The following is an 18577-nucleotide window of genomic DNA, read 5'->3' on the forward strand; positions in this document are numbered from 1 at the left end:
AAGGAGTAAAAAAATGACAAAACAAGAAATTTCAAGGAAATCAACATAAAGTGGTATCTTCTCCAAATGGAGGAAATAGCAAAAAAGAATCAAAGACTTGCTAGTGGAAATCGCTTTTCTCCATTTGGAGAAACCCGATTGCTTAAAATCAAGGTGTGAAGAAATCATCACAGGATGATAATAAACAAAGAAATCCAACCGTCAGAAAAATTTTATCAGATGTAGCAAGTGTATCAATTAACTGGAAAGAAAGAGAATTAGTATATATAACCATTCCCAAATCTGGGAACGCTATCATATCACTTTCAGAAAATCAAATTAGTTATAATTCTGAAACCGTTTTCCAAAAAGGAAACGCTTATCAGTTCATAAAAATACTAAGGTAGTCATTCTGTGAACAAATTTAAAAAGACTGCCGGTTAGTAAGAGAGTTTAACACGACAGTCTTAAAAGAAATTTATCCGACTTTTTTACCATCAATTACAGTAAAATTTCTTGCGCGGTTTTCTTTTTCAAGTTCTCGCATTGCAATGTCAGCAACACGTTCTGCAAATTTACGATGATGTTCATCCCAACCACCATCTTCCTTTATGATATGTTGTTGAGCAGCAGCGCCGTAAATTGTGCGTCCATCAGGCATTTTGGCAGATAATCTTGACATATGATATGACCTCCTAAACGAAAATATTGTGCTATATATTATAGATCATATAAATAAAAAGTCAAGAATAATTATATTAAAAAACAATAAAAAATATTTCTGATACCTTTGCTTTATGATAAAGAAATATATATGAGCTAGATTTAGTTATAGATTCAATCCCTCACAGAATCAATTCTATGCTGAGAATCCTTATATATAGCCTTAAATTTCCAACGAAAACCATGCACCCTAACAACTTTACCCTTAAAGCATTTGCGTTGAAATTTGATGGTTATTTCATTAATATATTGTGAAGAAACGAGTATAAGATGACTGCTGCTACACTGATATTTATATTCGTTTTGTCAGAATCAAAAAACAGGTTGCTGAACAGACATAATCTATATTATAATACAAGCATAAGAAACTGAAATTTACAAAAATGAACAGGAGTGAGAGTAGTGCCAGAAATATCATTGTTTTACGGAATACGTGTTACCATGTATTATAATGATCATATGCCACCACATTTCCATGCAGAATATAATGGACAAAAAGCATTAGTAGATATTAATAACATTCAAGTGATTCGTGGCTCATTACCAAATAAACAACTTAGACTTATATTGGCTTGGTGTACTATCCATCAGGATGAACTGATGCAAAACTGGGAACTTGCAAAAGGTATGAAGCCATTAAATAGAATTAATCCGCTTATCTAAAGGGGGGAAATCATATGAATGAATATTTTCCAACAGTAGTACAGGTGATACCATTGGATAACTTTCATGTGCAGGTATTTTTTGATGATGGCAAAATTGTAGATTATGATGCTACAAAAGATTTGAAAGCAGAAATATTTAAGCCATTAAGAGATATCAATGCATTTAAAGAATCTTGTACCGTTATGAATGGTACTCTTGCATGGGATCTTTCTGGTAACAGAGATGAATCCAGTTGTATTGACATTGATCCGTTTACTGTATATGAGTTAGAATCAATTAATAATCTGATTGCTTGAATAATGTGATCACAATTTAATATGAGACAGTATGAAAGCCCTCGGGAGTTAATCCTGGGGGCTTTTCAAAATTAAGATTTAATAATCAGAAGAATTGCTATATTTTTCTAGCAATAATGAGAATTCTTTAAAAAATTTGCGCCTATTATAATTGGGTAAATCGTATAATGGCGCTGATAATATAGCCATCATTAGTCCAGGATCTTCTACTAAATTATGTAGCATTTTATCGATTACTTCACAAGAATATGCTGAATTGTTTTCATAATATTGGAGTAATGAAAAATCGAGTTTTTTGAAAAGTTTATCCTTTTCGGAATTATATTTTTTCTCATAATCAACAATTAAGTTATCATAAAAAGTAAAAGAATTGGTATTTTCATTATTATATTCGTCATCATATAGGGCATTATCTATTCTTGATTTATGATGATGAATATTATTATAGAAATCATAGGTATTATAAAATCCATTATCATACATAATTTTTTTTGTTTTTTCATATATGTCTGATGTAATTATATGATTAGACTCTTCTAAAAATAAATTTTCAAAAATAGCATACATATTTATATAATTTATTGTAGTAATTTTTCTAGTTAAAATATTACTTAAATAATCATAGGGTAACATATATTTAACAGATATATTAAAATCATATTCATTTTCTGAATAATAATCTATATGGGCAACATAAACGTAAGCCTTGTTAGGTATAAGAATATTGCCTTTGTCAGAAAATTGTTGAAGAATAGAATTTTTGTTTATTTTTTTCACTAATTCTTCGGGAGAAATCTGCAACTCTTCTAGTTTGTTATCTATAAATGATACAACCCATACATCTATATCGTATGATAATTCTTGAGCTAAAAAAATATGAATCCAGTTTTCCTGAACTAACTGTTTTTGGGATGTTTCTGCAATAATTGCTTTAATGCGATTGCACATATAATTTATATATGGAGTACCAGACATATCTAAAATAGTTTGGAATATTTTCATTACGGTATCAAATTCTATTTCTTTAATTTTATTATTTTCTATTTGAGAAATATATGAAGCACCTTTTCCTAATTGTTTTGAAATTATATCGCCACGTTTATTGCGTTCTTTTCGTAAAGTTTTTATAGTATTTTTTAATAAAGGAGTAAGAGATACTTTTTGGTGTAGAGAGATACTTTTTATTGACAAGATGATTCACCTCCGAAGTTATATTAATTATTATTATAACATAAATACAGTAAAAAACAATTTGATAATTATTTGATTTGGATATAATTATAAAATAATAATTATTATAAAATAATTGACAAATTATTATACATGTAGTATAATCAACTTATCAACAAGAGCAGTACAGAGTAACATAACTGCTCTGTTGATGGGATAACAGACACATTGGAACAGGTAAACGGAACTTAATCAAATTTGTAACATTTTATATTGACACGAACAAATGTTCTGGTATATAATGATGTTACGGCAAATAAAAAAGGAAAGCAATAGCATCTCCTACAACGCTGAAACTTCCCTTTAATTTGGAAAGAGCTTCCTACGACTCAATCCAATATGTAATTTGTATAGACAACACAAATGGAGTCCATACTTTTTTCCTTAGACAAGACAAAGTATAACATGAATTTCATTTTTGTGCAAGTCTGCACAATTTATTTCCCAATAAAAAATTTAAGAGCAGCGAGATATGACAGGTAAGCTATGTACTTTTGTACATTTGCAGATCAGTTTATTTCCTGTACCTAAATGTACTATGATAACAGAATAACAGGAGGATCACACTATGATTAACGCTGAGAAAATCGTTTTCGAGAAGCAGAACTACTATACTCCTTCATGGAATGGTGTAACTACAGTAAAGATTCTTGAAGTATTACCCAAGGGGAAAGTACGTGTAAAAGCAGGTGAATCTATATTTGTACGTTCTATACAGTATATGTTTAATACGGCTAAAGCTGCACAGGCAAACCGTAGAGCATGGGAGAGTTTTGAGAAAAAACGTAAAAAGGCGGCAAAAAAGAACAAAAAACAGTGATAATTTGAAACTTGGATTTCATCTTAATTATGAGGAAAAATTATATGAATAAGACATGGGAAGATAGACCATTGTCAAAATCTAAAGTGGCATTGGTAGAAATGCAGCGCCAGTTAGAAATCATCTCTAAAGATGTAGAACAGGCAAGTACAAAGAATCAATTAGACCTGTTGCAGAAAATTGATATTACTGAGGACTGGTATGCACTTTATCACATTGTATGCAAAGAACATAATTTTGAATGTAAAGGTTGTCCTTTTATAGAAACTGCAACTGAGGAATGGGATTCAGACACAAACAGTTATGAAACTTATTATGATTGTAAATTTGAGTTTGGATCTGGATATGCAGGTGACATAATACCGTATATTGAAAAGTATCGAGAAAAAATCGACAGATATAAAAAGAAAGAAGATGAAGAACAAATCTATACTTCGAGAGGATGGCATAAGAGATATCAATAAGTAAAACTTGATTCCGTTTTGAGTTATAAAATGGAATCAAAAATTTTTACCTTTGAGTGAGTAGCTGTAGGACATTAGTAGATTGTATTACCATCCTATAGCACACTATGGAGTAACTAATAAACAGAGAAGTGATAAATACGGGAGGTGATTTATCAAATGAACAGATTAGATTATGTATTGCTAAAGATTTTGAAAAAGAAAAACTGTACCAGTCATTTTCATAGCATGACATTACAGGAGATTATGGGAATGTCAAAATCATGCAGATCAACAACTTCTCGCAAACTTAAAACATTATGGGAGCAAGGATATGTAGAGCGTGGATGTGGAGATTGGCAAGCATACACATATTACATCACAGAAAAAGGCTTGAAGCTAATAAAGAATGAAGAGGAGAACGAACATGCTTAAAGATTCAACGGCAGTTATTGGTTTAGGTTTTGGCGGTATGACTGTAACTTATGAGTTCCAGGAGAGAAATTATCTTACATATTCGGTAAACGGATCAGAACAGGATATTAAAAGTATTCCCAATGCAAAAAATAGCATGAGGCTTGAAGGATATGACGGTCTTGCAGGAAATAGAGAACTTGCCTATGGAGCATTAAAGGGTAATAAGCATATATTGAAGAAACTTAAAGAAATAGAGAAGAAAATCATTATTGTGATTGCTTCTGCCGGTGGTTCAACAGGATCAGGATGTATTCCATTTGTATCTGAAATTCTGGTACAAAATCCAGATAAGATTGTTGTTCCAGTAATTCTTATGCCAAGACAAGATGAGTCAATCCAGAAAAGACTGAATGCGTACAACGTTGCAAAAGAACTTATGCAGATTGAAGAACTGGGTGCCATCATCTTTGTAAATAACGAATCTTATTCAGATTTGAAAAAGATTAATACGATTCTGGTAAATATGTTGGATGCATTTTTAAGTGATACTTCCTATTCCAGTGGATCAAACTTTGATGATTCTGAAAAGATGAAGATGCTGAAAGATAACGGTGCATTTGTGATTGCTATGTTATCTGATAAAAATTCAGAGAATAATAAAGTAACTACTTCTGACATGGTAAAAGCATTAACAGTTAAAAATATTTTTCTTCCTATCAATGCAGATGGTATTGTTGGAAACCTTGGAATCATCAATCAAGGCAAAAACAAGATTGACGAGCATGAAATTGAAAAAGCTATTGGTGTTCCAGAAAACATTTTTACAGGATCTAATGGAGCGGTCAATATAGCCTGTGCATCAGGATTATCTTTTCCAGTTGAATATATTAAGAAACTTGGTAAAGATGCTTCAGATGAACAACGTGCTAGGCTCAATCGTAGACAATCTTTAACTCTACTTGATGATTTAGAAGAGATTGAAAGTCCAGTTGTTCCAGATAATAAGTCAGTAAGCAAGCGTAAACGTACAAGTCTGGAATTATTGGAAGGGTTAGATTGAGAAGTTACGAACAACTATGAACAAGTAACAGATAGGGAATATACAAGTAACCTATAACAAAACAACAAGTAAGAACACAGGAGGATATAGTAATGGGAAATCTTTATATCACAGTCGAGGAATTTATGAAACAGATTGGTAATTCACACGTAGATGTGGAACCAAGTGTATATAGCAGAGCAGCGATGGAATTGAGTAATGCAACAGTGTCTCATGATGATAAAAATAAAGAACTTGTATTTTATTACGGGTGCAATGCAAGTTTGATATTTGAAACTGACAATATTTATAATATTTCCTCTATGAATGAGGAAAGCTACGTTATTACTTTAGATGATGGACTGGCATTCAATGTAACAAAGACACCAGAAATTAAATAATTTATACGGAGGACGAGAGACATGATGACCAAAGATTCAGCAACAGTAGAACAGTTTATGGAGTGGGTTGGAGATGCAAAAGTAATGATTGCTATCAATTCATATGAAGTATGTGAAAAAATAATGGGAGTAGCGATTCCTTTTGCAGAAGTTCACTATGACGAAAACAAGAAAGAGATTACTTTCGCATCTAAGGACAAGGCATCACTCACGCTCAAAACGGACAGCATTGAACGCATTGATAAACTCAGCGAGAGAGATACCTGTTATTCCATTCGCATGAAAGTATACAATATCAATTTTAGCGTACTCAGACGTTAATACAGGGAGGATTCAGAACATGAACAGAGCAGAGAGAAGAAAAGCAGCGAAAGAGCAGAGAAACAATAATATAGGAAGAAACACCAACAGCAAGCACAATTTTGTTGATATGGGAAAGTGGGATATTCCAATCAATGAATTAAAACAGGATGAGAATCTGAAAGATCCTAACGCAGATCCAGAAGTTATGGAATTATTCAACGAAGTTTATACCAAATGGATGGGAAGTACATTAGTCAAGAATCTATATTCCAAAGTGCTTATTACACTGGGAATGGAGTATCTGGACACTTTGACATCATTGAAATTTGACCTGATTCCGATGGAAGATAGAGTCTATGTCAGAGATACAGTGTACCATATGGCAAATACTTGTAATTTCTTTATGGGTGCGTGTGCCGATGGTCTCAATAAATCATTACAGGATTATATTGACGATTGTCATAAAGCAAACAGAAAAGAAGTTGAACTTCCTTCCATAATTAACACAGGGCTTGAATTTCAGACATTACCAAAGGCAGAACAGATTGATGATATGTATGCTGATTTTCTTGTAAAACATGCCAATGAACTTGATCCATATCTGATACTGATAAAGCCTTCTGAAATCAGAGGTGACGAAGAGTATGTTTGCAAAGTCCTCAGAATGATTGTGAATCAGTCAATCAAACTGGATAAAGAGATTGAGATTCCATCACGTAAATATGTAGTGGAACTTTAAGACACACAGAGAAATATATATCAATATCAGTGGATGGGATTGCACCTGTCCACTGAGAGAAAGGATAATAGATATGGAAGAATTAAGAGTATACGGTCATTATTACAAATTATTCAAGGGTGAAGGTGGTATTCCACGAGAGGTAACAGTTATTGCTATTGATGGAGATATGGTGACTATTATCAACGGACATCATACAAAAGAAGAATTGGATGGATGTTCAATGCCAATTAAAATGCGTTGCAATAGAAATAAAATCATAACCAAAGTTACTGATCGGCAGAAGAAATTAATTGATGCAGAAAAAGCAAAATTCCAGAAAATTATTGATGATGCAGATAGAAGTCTTGAAGCATTTAAAAATAGAGAAGTCTGATTTATAAGAAAAGGAGAGAATTAATAAAGTGTACGGAACTGTTAAATATTACAATCAGCAAAAATGCTACGGATTCATTGGTACAAGTGATGGGAAGGAGTATTTCTTTCATATCAGCGGTCTGAATAAGAACTACGGCGGTAAACCAAATGCTGATGACAACGTAGAGTTCAAAGTAAGTGAGCCAAATGATAAAGGATCAGTGTGTGCCTATAATATTAAGCCGATTCTTACATTAAATATGATGCGCAAGGCATTAGGTAAAGAGCATCTTCATCTGAAATCAATGAAAGATGAATACGGCAATAGACGTTGGCTTGTGCTGGATGATAACAATGCTATTCAAACATCTGATAAAGGTATGTCACTTGAAGAAGTTGCAGAATATGCAGGATTTGAAATTGTAAGAGAATAAGAAAAGGAGAACTAGAATTATGTCAAAAAGTATTATGAGTGGAATTATGAAAGAAACAGGTAAAAAACTTGAGAAAGATATTGCTAAGAAGCTTAATGGCTCATGTGGTAAATACTATAACGGTAATAAAAAGCTTCAGAGCATGATTTCCAAAAAAGATTTTGCCAATGTTATTAAAAATGTCAATGTGAGTTTTAGAAATGGGAACCTGAATGTATCAGTAAATCCAAACGATGAGGATGCTGTTTCTGGTGACGATAAAAAGAAATTTGATGACTTATGCAATGAATTTTTTGAAGAGACGGTATCTGAATATTTTGCAAAGAACTAATCAGAAATTGTGACAGAGAAATAAGTAGCATAAAGATATATTGAGTAAAAAGGAGATTAGAAATTATGTCAGAAAAAATCGTAGCAGGTATTGGACTAATCATTGATAATCAGGAAATCGAAAAATGTATTACTGAGAAATTTAAAGCTTCATCTGATACATATTACAGAAATCATAAAAAGATTCAGAATATGATTTCTGAGAAAGATTTTATCGAAGTGATAAATCATGTAAGTGTCAGATTTGACAATGAAAATATGTTTATATGTATCAATCCAAAAGGCTTAGACCTTATTGAACCAGAGCATAGAGCTAGAATTATTGAAGCATGCTATGAATATTTACATAGAATTGCTTCGGAATATTTTAATCTTGGCATTGATACAGGAAACAATGCAAGAGATTTAACCAAAGAAAAGACAATAGAAATCATTTCCGAAGAAACACGTGCAAGTCAAGATATATCTAAACATGTAGTAAATGCTGTAGCAGAGAATTTGGATGCTTTAAGCAAAGGTGAAAATCCGAATACATATGTGACAAATATTTTCGGAGACAGTTTGAAAGATACCACATATGAGGCTGCAATTGAGATTATTGCCAACAAGTGGACTGATCTCACTAAGAGTGAAAAATCAATTCTTGCGGAAGAATTAGGTGGAGTACGAAATAAAAGTTATGTAATAGCCTTATTTGACCATGTAACAGAGAATTAACTAATATATAGTACATTGCATCGGTATTATCTGGTGCAATGTACCACTCAAAATATAGGAGCAAAAAAACATGAAGAGAAATACAACACCTGAGAAATTATTGGATGCTATTAATAATAAGAAGTTATCCGTTATCGGTGGCAAGATTTATTCAGTTGATATGGTAAGAAACTACCCACCAGATCAATTTGTAGAAGAATTAGAGTTCCTTTGTGAGTCAGGATGTTTTGCAGAGATGATTGATATTAAATATGAGGTTGCTGTAGGACACGTATTGTTGGACATTGGACGGATGTGTGCAAGGGATATTTATGTTTTAATGCAACTTGACATTACTGATGGTGTTACACCACAAGAGATTAAGGAGATGCTGCTATATACAGATTATTAAATGAAATAGAGAACTAATAGGTAACACGGGTTCGATTCCCGTACTGATTATATATAGAGAGAAAGGAAAAATTGAAAATGTCAGAAGAGAAGAATGTATTAACAGGAACAGTTAAATGGTTTGACGGAGAAAAAGGATACGGATTTATTACAGCGGATGATACAGATTACTTTATGCATTATTCCAGTATCAACCTACCAAAAGGGAAGAAGTATCTTGATAAGAATGATACAGTTGAATTTGAACCAGGAGAAAATGAAAAAGGATTACTTGCAACAAATGTAACACCTGTACTCACATTAGGCATGATCCGAAAAGCTTTGGAGAAAGAAGGACTGTATGTAAAGACACTTCAAAATGCTTACGGTGTTGAGGTCTATCATGTTGTGGATGAGAATAATTTCATTCAGTCCCCGGAACAGGGAATGTATTTTAACGAACTTGCCAAGTATGCTGAGTTAATTTCATAGGGACTAAGTAACAGAGAATGATATAGAACAGATAAGAAAAGGAGAAAAAATTATGATGATGAACAGAGAACTTAATAACGTAACATTTGGAACACTTGGACTGGATAGCACTATCAACTTTTTAAAAGCACCGATGTGTGATTGTGGTGGTAAACAGGTATTTTGCACTGAGGATATCAAACAGGCAACCGGTGATATGCTTTCAGAGCAGAAATTTGATGTAGGTGGAATCTTAGTATTTAAACAGGATGGTGATGTGCTGTTTACACTGAAGATTGGACAGACAGAGAAAGATATTTATTTCAGTACATTAGATATGAGCAGTAATCCATTAGAGGAATGTGGACAGGTGTTACAGAAATCTTTACAGTGCATGGAAGAAGAGTTAGGCGTGGAGAAGAATGCTTTAGTATTGAAACATTGTGGTGTAATGGTAGAAATTGAGAAAGATACATTCAAGATTATTGAAGAATAACTATTAATATAGGTCAGTTTGTGAACTGGTAAAGAACATTGCAAGGTACTTCCTTAGTTCTACCGATTTAACAATGATAGAGGAAAAATTATGGATACGGACTATATATCTTCTGCTTTCAAAACTGTGCTTCTCAAAAGACAGGTCAAAGCAGTAGAAAAACAAATCAAGGCGAATGAACAGGGATATACTGCTTATATGAACAAAGCTAATTCTATTGGAATTAGTGATGACTATAAGAATAAAGTAATCAATGGTACATTATCCGTAGAGGATATTGATACATCTACAGATACAGGTAAGCAACTCGCCAAAGATGTAAAGAACTTCCAGACCTATTATAACTCAGCGCAAGATTGTAAAGACACAGTACAGGAGCTAAACAACAAACTTCTGGAATTATATGAAACAATCGTAAATATGCCTACGGAAAAGGCAGAGAAAAAGATTGACAGATTAAAGACCAAGATGGAGTCTTTAAGTTCCGTTTCTGATACGATTTCTCTTGGTGATTCTGCAATCGCAGCAATGCAGAATCAGATTAAGGTTGATAATCCTGGTCTTGGCAATGCACAGAATAGAGTTGATAAGGCTAAAACTGCCAGAAACGCAACTAAGAAAACTCGTGCAAAAGCAAGTAAGACTTTAAAATCTGCTACGGCTGATGCAGAGTCTACAGGTAATACACTTATCAAGGCAAGTGAGAAACAGACAAAATCCATAGGCAAGAAACTGAAAAGTGCCGCAAAGTCTAGTACAGATAAGGCTACTTACAATACAATTGCACAGGCAATTCGTGAAGGTAAAGCAGTAAATACAAAGGGATTGAAAGGTTCTGCACTGAAATATGCGAAATCATATAACAGTTCTTTGAAACAAGGTAATACTATTGCTTCCAAGGTTAAGGCAGGTAAAGCTGTTAAGACTTCTGGAATGTCAAATATATTGAAGTCTACGGCACAGACATATAACGCTGATGCAAAAGAGAAAGCTTCTGCACAAAAAGTATATGATAATGCTAAGAAAGCAGACGAAAAAGCTCTTGATGATCTGACTAAGGCTCAGAAGAATAAAGAGAAGTTATATGCAGGTTCTACTAAGGAACAACAGATTCTTGCGACAACAAAAGGTAAGAAATCATATGTATACCAGAATATGCTTCTTACACAGGAAACCAAGAATCTCAAGGAACAGAATAAACAGCGTCAGAAAGCTTTAAAAGAGACTCGTGATAGCTACATGAAAGCAAAAAGCAACTCCGATACTGCTAATGCTAATAAAACAAAATCACAGAAGAAACTTCTGAATAATAAAGCTGTCATGTCTAAGTTGAATAAAACTCAGCAAAAGGCATTAAAGGCAGGTAAAACAGTAAGCACAAAAGGTATCACTGATTCAAAAGTGCTGAAATGGATTCAGGACTATAATGAAAAAGTCAAGAAATCTGCTGATTTAAGCACGAAACTTCGGATTGAACAGAAAGCTTTGGATAAAGCAACAAGCGAAGCGGCACAATCTCAGGCAGAATATGCACAGTCTATCGTAGAAAATGCAAAGAAGAAACTTGAGAATATTGCAAACTATTATGATTCCTTTACTTCTCAATGGGAAAACAGGAACTCTATGTATGAAGCATACATGGATAGGATGCAGACACAGGGTTACAATTTGAGTACGAAATTCTACGAAGCAGAGATGGGACAGCAACAGAAAATTGTTGACAATCTGTCTCAGAAGTATATCGCAATGAAACGTAACTTTGCGAATTTAGTAGCAGATCCAAATAGCGGAATCAAAGAAGGTACGGAAGAATACTATGAGATGCAGAATGAGATTGACCAGGTTGCGATTAGCTTGAAAGAAGCACAAAACAAAGTGGTTGAGTTCCAAGCATCTATTCGTGATCTTAAATGGGAACAGTTTGACCAGTTACAGGATGCTATCGGTCGTATTACCAGTGAGTCAGATTTCCTTATTGACCTTATGAGCCATAAGGATATGTATGACAAAGATGGCAATATGACAGAACAAGGTCTTGCTACTATGGGATTGCATGGTGTCAACTATAATACTTATATGGCACAAGCAGATAAATATAAGCAAGAAATGCTGAAAATCAGCGAGGAACTTGCGAATGATCCTAACAATCAGAAACTCATTGACCGTAAGAATGAACTGATTGATGCACAGCAACAAGCTATCTTATCTGCTGAGAATGAAAAAGATTCTATCAAAGATTTGATTCAGGATGGCATTGATAAACAGTTGGACGCTCTGGATGATTTGATTGACAAGTATCTTGATTTACTTGATTCATCAAAAGATCTTTATGAGTACAGAAAGAAAATTGGTGAACAGTCAGAAAAGATTGCTTCTCTACAGAAACAGTTATCTTCTCTACAAGGTGATAATTCCGAAGAGAATAAAGCGAAGTTGCAGAAACTCAAAGAGGATTTGAAATCTGCACAGGATGATATGGAAGAAACACAGTATGACAAATACATTTCTGACCAGAAGAAACTTCTTGATGAACTCAAGCAGGACTACAAGAAAGCTCTTGATGACAGAATGGATAATGTTGACGTATTGATTTCTGATGCTATTGCAAGTATCAATAGTAATTCATCTAATATTTCTCAGACATTACAGACAGAATCTCAGAAGGTTGGATATACATTGTCTGGTGAGATGCAGACTATCTGGACAAGTCAGAGTCAGGCTCTTTCTCTATATGATGGCAAGTTTGATACCAGATTTACAGGTGTCACAACTGCTATTGGAAATGTCTATGATCGACAGAAAGACATGATTGATGCTATTAATGCTATGGCTGAAAAATGGATTGCTAAAGCAGACCAGATGTTACAGCAACCTACTCAGACAAAGACTGATAATAAGACTGATACAGGAAAAACAGATGATAATAAGACGAATACTAACACCAATACTGGTGATGGTAAAGATCATCATTTGGATGGCGCACTTCTTTGGAGCGAAGGTGAATACGATAAACTTCATAAGAATGATAATAAACAAAAGACAGGTAATAATAAAGCCGAAGCAGGTGATAAAGTTACTTTCTCTTCTGGTAGATATTATGAAGCATCTGATGGCACTGGTGCATCTGGTAATATGTATCTTGGTAAGAAAGTTAAGATTACACGAATCAATAAGGGTTCTAAATATCCATATGCTATTGATGCTACAGATGGCACTGAACTTGGATGGGTAAAACTCAGTCAGTTGAAAGGCTATGCTTCTGGTATCATGAGAGTTCCGAATGACCAGTTAGCTTGGACACAGGAACATGGTGAAGAAGCTATTGTCAGAAATGATGGTAGTATTCTGACTCCATTAAGTAGAGATGTGTCTGTGCTGAACGCAGATATGACTAAGAACTTATGGGACTTCATGGGGAATCCTGGTTCATTCTTGAGTGATTATAGTGATGGCGAAAAGTTTGGTGTGAAGAATGTTGATAATTCAAGTAGTGTTGTAAATCAATTTGATAATCTTACATTTAACTTACCAAATGTTCAAAATACTGACGATTTCATTAAAGAAATGGCTAGGAGCAAGAAATTTGAAAAACTGATTTGCGCTATGACTATTGATAGAGTTATGGGTAAAAGCTCTTTAGCAAAATATAACAAAATAATATAAATATGCAAACTGATGTATGAGGGGCTTGTATAAGTCCCTCTTTTGATAGAGGTGATAAAACATGAATATGGAAGAATATAAACAGTTAAGTGAAGAAGAAGAAAAACAATTTTATAAGGAATTATCCGAAAAATTGGAACGCAATGAAGATTTTATTAACGCAGTACAAAAGACATTTGATAAATATATATCTAAGAAATGCCTTATTGAATTGAACAAATGGCAACAATTAAATGAAAATATGAAAAATATGAGAGATGAATACGCTTCATTGATTAAAGAGATTCGTGATATTAAAGAAGAATGCAAAAAAATTTACGGTGGCAGCGGGCTTCGATACAAGATTGCTCGTTGGCTTGTAAGATAAAATTATATAGCATGCAATAAATGGTAACAGGTTATAGCTTAATAGGTTGTAGCCTGTTTTCTTATATATAGAGAAAGGTGATTCAATGGAAAAGCAAAATATCCCTTGGTGGATGAAATTGAATTTAACAATAGAAGAAGCATCAGAGTATTCTGGCATTGGGGAGTCTACATTGAGAGACAGGATTAATAATGGATTAGATGATTTTGTGCTGAATGTTGGTAAAAAGAAGCTTATCAAACGAAAGCTATTTGAGCAGTATCTTGAAAAGATTACTGTGATTTAATATAGAACAATTTTAAAATAATATTCTTGAAAAAGCATAATGCGTATGATAAGGTAAACGCATAGATGTAATGCTCTTTCGAGAAAATGAAAGGAGCATATGTTTAAATGAGTAATAAAAGAAAAGATAGCAAAGGCAGAGTTTTAAAGAAAGGGGAGAGTGAGAGAAGCAACGGCAGTTATATGTATCGTTACACAGATCTTGATGGTACAAGAAAAACGATATATGCGCAAAACCTAAATGAACTGCGTGAACAGGAAAAGCTTATCCAGAGAGATATTGATGATGGTATTGGATATAAGGCAGGATCAACAACTTTTAATGAATATTTTGAGAAATATTTAGAGTTAAAAGGAAGCATATCTCCATCTACCAAGCGTAATTATAAACGTAGTTGGGAGAACTATATTAAGAATACCAGATTTGGGAACATGACATTAAAGGATATTACTAAATCAGATGTTATTCTTCTGTTAAAATCAATGTCTGAAAAGGGATTAGGAAAACCATCTATTAATACGATCGTTGCAGGTGTATTATCTCCATGCATGAAAATGGCAGTTGAGGATAATATAATAAGAAGCAATCCATGTATTAATTGTAGAAAAGAAATTCGTGGAGAAGATACAGAGCCAGAAGATGTATTGACAATGGTGCAGCAGGACAATTTTCTTACATATATTAAAAATAGCAAGTATGCATATTATTATCCATTGTTTGTATTTATGCTTGAAACTGCTCTGAGAGTTGGAGAGGTTTGTGGTTTGACATGGGATGATGTAGATTTAGAACATGGCTTTGTAAATATCACTCACCAGTTACAATATAACAATGTAGGAAAAGATGCTTGTCAATATCAAATACTTACTCCTAAATCTAAATCTGGTGTTCGTAATGTTCCATTATCAAATGCCGCAAGGGATGCGCTTATGGAACAGATGAAAAATCAGATTGAGATGGATAAGAAAACAGAGATCGAAGTAGATGGATATAAGGATTTTGTATTTTCTAACAGGCAGAATAAACCATTTATCACACAAACTATTGGACGTATTCTGAATCGTATTGTAGACGATTATAATTCTGATATCAAAAAGTTTGGTGGAACAATAGAACCATTACCACATATACATCCACATCTCCTGAGACATACGGGTTGCAGTCGTATGGCAGAAGCTGGTATAGATCCACGAACATTGCAGGATATCATGGGGCATGCTTCTATGAAAATGACGATGGAATTGTATAATCATGTCACAAATGAACGATTAACAAATGAGATTCAGAAGCTTAACAATAGACGTATTTCATAATGTAATAAGCTTACACCATTTTTAGATAAAAAATAACTAGCTTACACCAAAATTAACAGTTTTGTAACAATAAGCTTACACCAATTTGATTCTGAAACGGTCAAAAATACCTTTACTACACCAATTTTACACCAATCGTACACCAAAATATACGAAGATATAAAAAGATACATGAATATATAAATGCATAAGTGAAATGTCATAAGATACGTATGATGCCGAAAAGGTCAGTAAAATCAAGTGAATTTCAAAAAATCAATAAAAATTCACAAAAAAGATCAAATACCCCTTGTATTTTTGAATAATATGCACTATAATATATAACATATTAATTGAAATTTTTAGTCAAAATTAATATTATATGTGTCTAAGGAGGAAAACAGCATGGTTGAACTGATTGTAGGAAAGAAAGGCAAAGGCAAAACAAAAGTACTGTTAGATAAGGTAAATAGTGCAGTAAAAGAGGCAAATGGAAGTATTGTCTACTTAGACAAGAGCACAAAACATATGTATGAGCTTAATAATAAGGTACGTCTGATTGATGTATCAGGATTTCCTATTAAAAATGCAGATGAATTTGTTGGATTTATCTGTGGTATTCTTTCTCAGGATCACGATCTTGAGCAGATTTATCTTGACAGTTTCCTTAAAGTATCTAAATTGGAGGAAAAAGATATTACAGGTACTCTGGAACAGTTAGATGAAATTGGTAAACAGTTTAACGTTACTTTTGTGATCAGCGTATCTTTAGACAAAGAAGAAGTTCCTGAAGTATTCCATGATAAAGTTATTGTTGCTTTATAATAACAGATAAACAGGAAAATATTTTTTATTATAATTGATATTAAAAACTACATAGCACGAAAATAAAAGGATATCTGCCAGCATATTTTAGAATTAGCAGATATCCTTTTTAGGATAATAAGCGGGAATCCTCGGCAATTCAATTACCGAGATGAAAGCGTAAACTGTGCATATCTGCGCTCATAATAAATAAAAATAACAAAACGGTTTCTCCTTATAAAAAGCTGTATCCAGCATTATAAAAAGAAAATATGTTCGATATTTTATTGCGGAATTTTTGATATCATGGTATTATATATGTATGAAAGAAAATCTTATACATTACCGTACTTGTGTGCATAATATTAATTATCATATGGTATGGTCAGTGAAATACCTGAAGGGGATCTCCGGCAGGAAACTTTCCGAACGTTTTCCGGAAATAAGAAACCAGCTTTGGAAAGGGGAGCTGTGGAACCATTCCTATTATGTGGAAACAGTCGGATCTGTATCGGAAGAAAATATCCGCAGGTATATCGAACATCAGAGCAAAGCTTCCTGATACTATGGAGGAGAGGAAATGTTGCTGTCAAAGAAAACATCCATAAAGGTCAGCCGGGAATATGCGAATCTCATCGGACATATGTGCTATGCAGCATCCAAGCTCTGGAATGTCTGTAATTACGAGCGTCAGCATTACAAAGAAACTGGGATTGAGCAGTATCCGGACTGGTATTATCAGAAAAAAGCCCATAAAGAGAATCTGTGGTATAAACAGCTCCCGTCCCAGACCGCCCAGGAAGTCTGTAAGCTGCTGGACAAGGCATGGAAGTCTTTTTACGCCCTGAAAAGATCCGGAGGGATTGAGACTCCCAGACTGCCGCGGTTTAAGCAGGAAAGTATCCCCATTACCTATATGCAGATGGGGATCGTGCATGAGCGGGATACGGGCAGAGTCCGCCTGTGCCTTCCAAAGGCATTAAAAAAATATATGGAAGAAACGTATCAGATCCATGAAAACTTTCTTTACCTTGAAAATAAGATTTTCAGGGGCATGGATCAGATCAAACAGCTGCGGATCTACCCGCCGGAGAAGGGAAACTGTAAAATTATTGTTGTTTATGAGGTCCCTGACCAGGAAGAACTTCCACAGAACGGACATGAACTGGCTATTGATCTTGGGCTTCATAATCTTATGACGTGTTATGATTCCGAAAATGGGAAGACGTTTATCCTGGGCAGGAAGTACCTTGAATTGGAAAGATATTTCCATAAAGAGATCGCAAGGGTGCAGACCCAGTGGTATGGACAGCAGTCCGGAAAGGGAGTAAAGCATCCGGTCACATCAAAACATATCAGGAAGTTATATAAGAGAAAACAAGACTCAGTAACGGACTATCTGCACAAGATTACAAGATATGTTGCAGAATATTGCCGGGAACAGGGAATCACCTGTGTCGTTACAGGGGATATCCGGAACATCCGGAGAGAAAAAGATCTGGGACACAGGACAAACCAGAAGTTCCACAGCCTGCCGTATAACAGGATCTACATCATGCTGGAATATAAGCTGAAAAGATATGGGATCCGTTTTATAAAACAGGAAGAAAGTTATACCAGCCAGTGCAGTCCGCTGTCACCGAAAGTGGGGAAAAGATATGCAGAGCCGTCCAAACGGAAAGAGAGAGGGTTGTACAGAGATGGAAACAGAACCTATAACGCAGATGCCGTAGGCGCATATAATATCCTGAGAAAATATCACTCCGTATCCGGAGTAAAAAGAGAACTGTCCGTAACCGGACTGAAAACACCGAAAATAATAAAAGTAGCTGTATAGCTCTAAAGAGCAAACAGTAGTGGTGTCATGGATGCACCCTGAAAAAAGGCGGTATCCCGCCTTGATTCAGATGCTCTGGCAACTCAGTTACCGAGTAA

25 protein-coding genes are annotated in these 18577 nt (G+C 34.2%); 23 read left to right on the plus strand and 2 right to left on the minus strand.

Annotated elements, in window-relative coordinates; translation table 11 throughout:
* Positions 1-457 precede the first annotated feature (457 nt).
* The gene (locus tag WKT11_RS18795) at positions 458-661 is read right to left on the minus strand and encodes a hypothetical protein (protein ID WP_117677544.1); all 204 of its coding nucleotides are present in this window, start codon (positions 659-661) and stop codon (positions 458-460) included.
* A 443-nt stretch (positions 662-1104) separates the two neighbouring features.
* Here WKT11_RS18795 and WKT11_RS18800 point away from each other — a divergent pair, with 443 nt between their 5' ends.
* Together WKT11_RS18800 and WKT11_RS18805 are read left to right on the plus strand one after the other, a co-directional pair.
* Positions 1105-1365, plus strand: coding sequence for a DUF4160 domain-containing protein (locus WKT11_RS18800; RefSeq protein ID WP_117677545.1), 261 nt, complete (start codon positions 1105-1107; stop codon positions 1363-1365).
* Positions 1366-1379: 14 nt separating this feature from the next.
* Positions 1380-1664 carry a DUF2442 domain-containing protein gene (locus WKT11_RS18805; protein ID WP_117677546.1) on the plus strand — a complete coding sequence of 95 codons (285 nt, stop codon included), beginning with the start codon at positions 1380-1382 and terminating at the stop codon, positions 1662-1664.
* 78 nt (positions 1665-1742) lie between these two features.
* On the opposite strand, the gene WKT11_RS18810 is transcribed toward WKT11_RS18805, so the two are convergent.
* Entirely contained in the window at positions 1743-2855 is a 1113-nt protein-coding gene (locus WKT11_RS18810) for a helix-turn-helix domain-containing protein (RefSeq protein ID WP_117677547.1), read from the minus strand.
* Between the two features lie 607 nt (positions 2856-3462).
* On the opposite strand from WKT11_RS18810, the gene WKT11_RS18815 reads away from it, so the two are divergent.
* The 21 genes from WKT11_RS18815 (at position 3463) to WKT11_RS18915 (ending at position 18479) form a co-directional block, all read left to right on the plus strand.
* Positions 3463-3714, plus strand: a complete 252-nt coding sequence (locus tag WKT11_RS18815) for a hypothetical protein (protein WP_117677548.1) — start codon at positions 3463-3465, stop codon at positions 3712-3714.
* Positions 3715-3758: 44 nt separating this feature from the next.
* Positions 3759-4178, plus strand: a complete 420-nt coding sequence (locus tag WKT11_RS18820; RefSeq protein WP_117677549.1) for a hypothetical protein — start codon at positions 3759-3761, stop codon at positions 4176-4178.
* Between the two features lie 159 nt (positions 4179-4337).
* Positions 4338-4592: a hypothetical protein gene (locus tag WKT11_RS18825; RefSeq protein WP_117677550.1), complete on the plus strand. Its 255-nt coding sequence runs from the start codon at positions 4338-4340 to the stop codon at positions 4590-4592.
* On the plus strand, positions 4585-5634 hold the full coding sequence (locus WKT11_RS18830) for a hypothetical protein (protein ID WP_181977743.1): 1050 nt from the start codon (positions 4585-4587) through the stop codon (positions 5632-5634). Before WKT11_RS18825 ends, WKT11_RS18830 begins: the two co-directional genes overlap by 8 nt.
* Positions 5635-5726: 92 nt before the next feature.
* Positions 5727-6014, plus strand: coding sequence for a hypothetical protein (locus tag WKT11_RS18835; RefSeq protein ID WP_117677552.1), 288 nt, complete (start codon positions 5727-5729; stop codon positions 6012-6014).
* 21 nt (positions 6015-6035) lie between these two features.
* Positions 6036-6335 (plus strand): hypothetical protein, encoded by a 300-nt coding sequence (locus WKT11_RS18840; protein WP_117677553.1) that lies wholly within the window; start codon positions 6036-6038, stop codon positions 6333-6335.
* 19 nt (positions 6336-6354) lie between these two features.
* Positions 6355-7056 carry a hypothetical protein gene (locus WKT11_RS18845; RefSeq protein WP_117677554.1) on the plus strand — a complete coding sequence of 234 codons (702 nt, stop codon included), beginning with the start codon at positions 6355-6357 and terminating at the stop codon, positions 7054-7056.
* A gap of 73 nt (positions 7057-7129) precedes the next feature.
* Entirely contained in the window at positions 7130-7432 is a 303-nt protein-coding gene (locus WKT11_RS18850) for a hypothetical protein (RefSeq protein ID WP_117677555.1), read from the plus strand.
* A gap of 28 nt (positions 7433-7460) precedes the next feature.
* Positions 7461-7847: a cold shock domain-containing protein gene (locus WKT11_RS18855; protein WP_181993320.1), complete on the plus strand. Its 387-nt coding sequence runs from the start codon at positions 7461-7463 to the stop codon at positions 7845-7847.
* A 19-nt stretch (positions 7848-7866) separates the two neighbouring features.
* Positions 7867-8178, plus strand: coding sequence for a hypothetical protein (locus WKT11_RS18860; RefSeq protein WP_117677557.1), 312 nt, complete (start codon positions 7867-7869; stop codon positions 8176-8178).
* A gap of 65 nt (positions 8179-8243) precedes the next feature.
* Positions 8244-8894 (plus strand): hypothetical protein, encoded by a 651-nt coding sequence (locus tag WKT11_RS18865; protein ID WP_117677558.1) that lies wholly within the window; start codon positions 8244-8246, stop codon positions 8892-8894.
* A gap of 70 nt (positions 8895-8964) precedes the next feature.
* Positions 8965-9285 carry a hypothetical protein gene (locus tag WKT11_RS18870; protein ID WP_117677559.1) on the plus strand — a complete coding sequence of 107 codons (321 nt, stop codon included), beginning with the start codon at positions 8965-8967 and terminating at the stop codon, positions 9283-9285.
* A gap of 77 nt (positions 9286-9362) precedes the next feature.
* A complete protein-coding gene (locus WKT11_RS18875) occupies positions 9363-9755 on the plus strand; it encodes a cold-shock protein (protein WP_117677560.1) in 393 nt (130 codons plus the stop codon).
* 52 nt (positions 9756-9807) lie between these two features.
* Positions 9808-10230 carry a hypothetical protein gene (locus WKT11_RS18880; protein ID WP_117677561.1) on the plus strand — a complete coding sequence of 141 codons (423 nt, stop codon included), beginning with the start codon at positions 9808-9810 and terminating at the stop codon, positions 10228-10230.
* Between the two features lie 90 nt (positions 10231-10320).
* Positions 10321-13893 carry a hypothetical protein gene (locus WKT11_RS18885; protein ID WP_117677562.1) on the plus strand — a complete coding sequence of 1191 codons (3573 nt, stop codon included), beginning with the start codon at positions 10321-10323 and terminating at the stop codon, positions 13891-13893.
* Between the two features lie 61 nt (positions 13894-13954).
* A complete protein-coding gene (locus WKT11_RS18890) occupies positions 13955-14260 on the plus strand; it encodes a hypothetical protein (protein WP_117677563.1) in 306 nt (101 codons plus the stop codon).
* An 85-nt stretch (positions 14261-14345) separates the two neighbouring features.
* Positions 14346-14546: an excisionase gene (locus WKT11_RS18895; RefSeq protein WP_117677564.1), complete on the plus strand. Its 201-nt coding sequence runs from the start codon at positions 14346-14348 to the stop codon at positions 14544-14546.
* Positions 14547-14653: 107 nt separating this feature from the next.
* Entirely contained in the window at positions 14654-15859 is a 1206-nt protein-coding gene (locus WKT11_RS18900; protein WP_117677565.1) for a tyrosine-type recombinase/integrase, read from the plus strand.
* A 384-nt stretch (positions 15860-16243) separates the two neighbouring features.
* Positions 16244-16663 (plus strand): twitching motility protein PilT, encoded by a 420-nt coding sequence (locus WKT11_RS18905; protein WP_117677566.1) that lies wholly within the window; start codon positions 16244-16246, stop codon positions 16661-16663.
* Between the two features lie 238 nt (positions 16664-16901).
* Entirely contained in the window at positions 16902-17204 is a 303-nt protein-coding gene (gene tnpA / locus WKT11_RS18910) for an IS200/IS605 family transposase (RefSeq protein ID WP_117677567.1), read from the plus strand.
* 18 nt (positions 17205-17222) lie between these two features.
* Entirely contained in the window at positions 17223-18479 is a 1257-nt protein-coding gene (locus tag WKT11_RS18915) for an RNA-guided endonuclease InsQ/TnpB family protein (RefSeq protein WP_242986940.1), read from the plus strand.
* The last annotated feature ends 98 nt before the right edge of the window (positions 18480-18577 follow it).

Source organism: Blautia sp. HCN-1074, from assembly GCF_037890165.1.
Classification (GTDB): Bacteria; Bacillota; Clostridia; order Lachnospirales; family Lachnospiraceae; genus Blautia_A.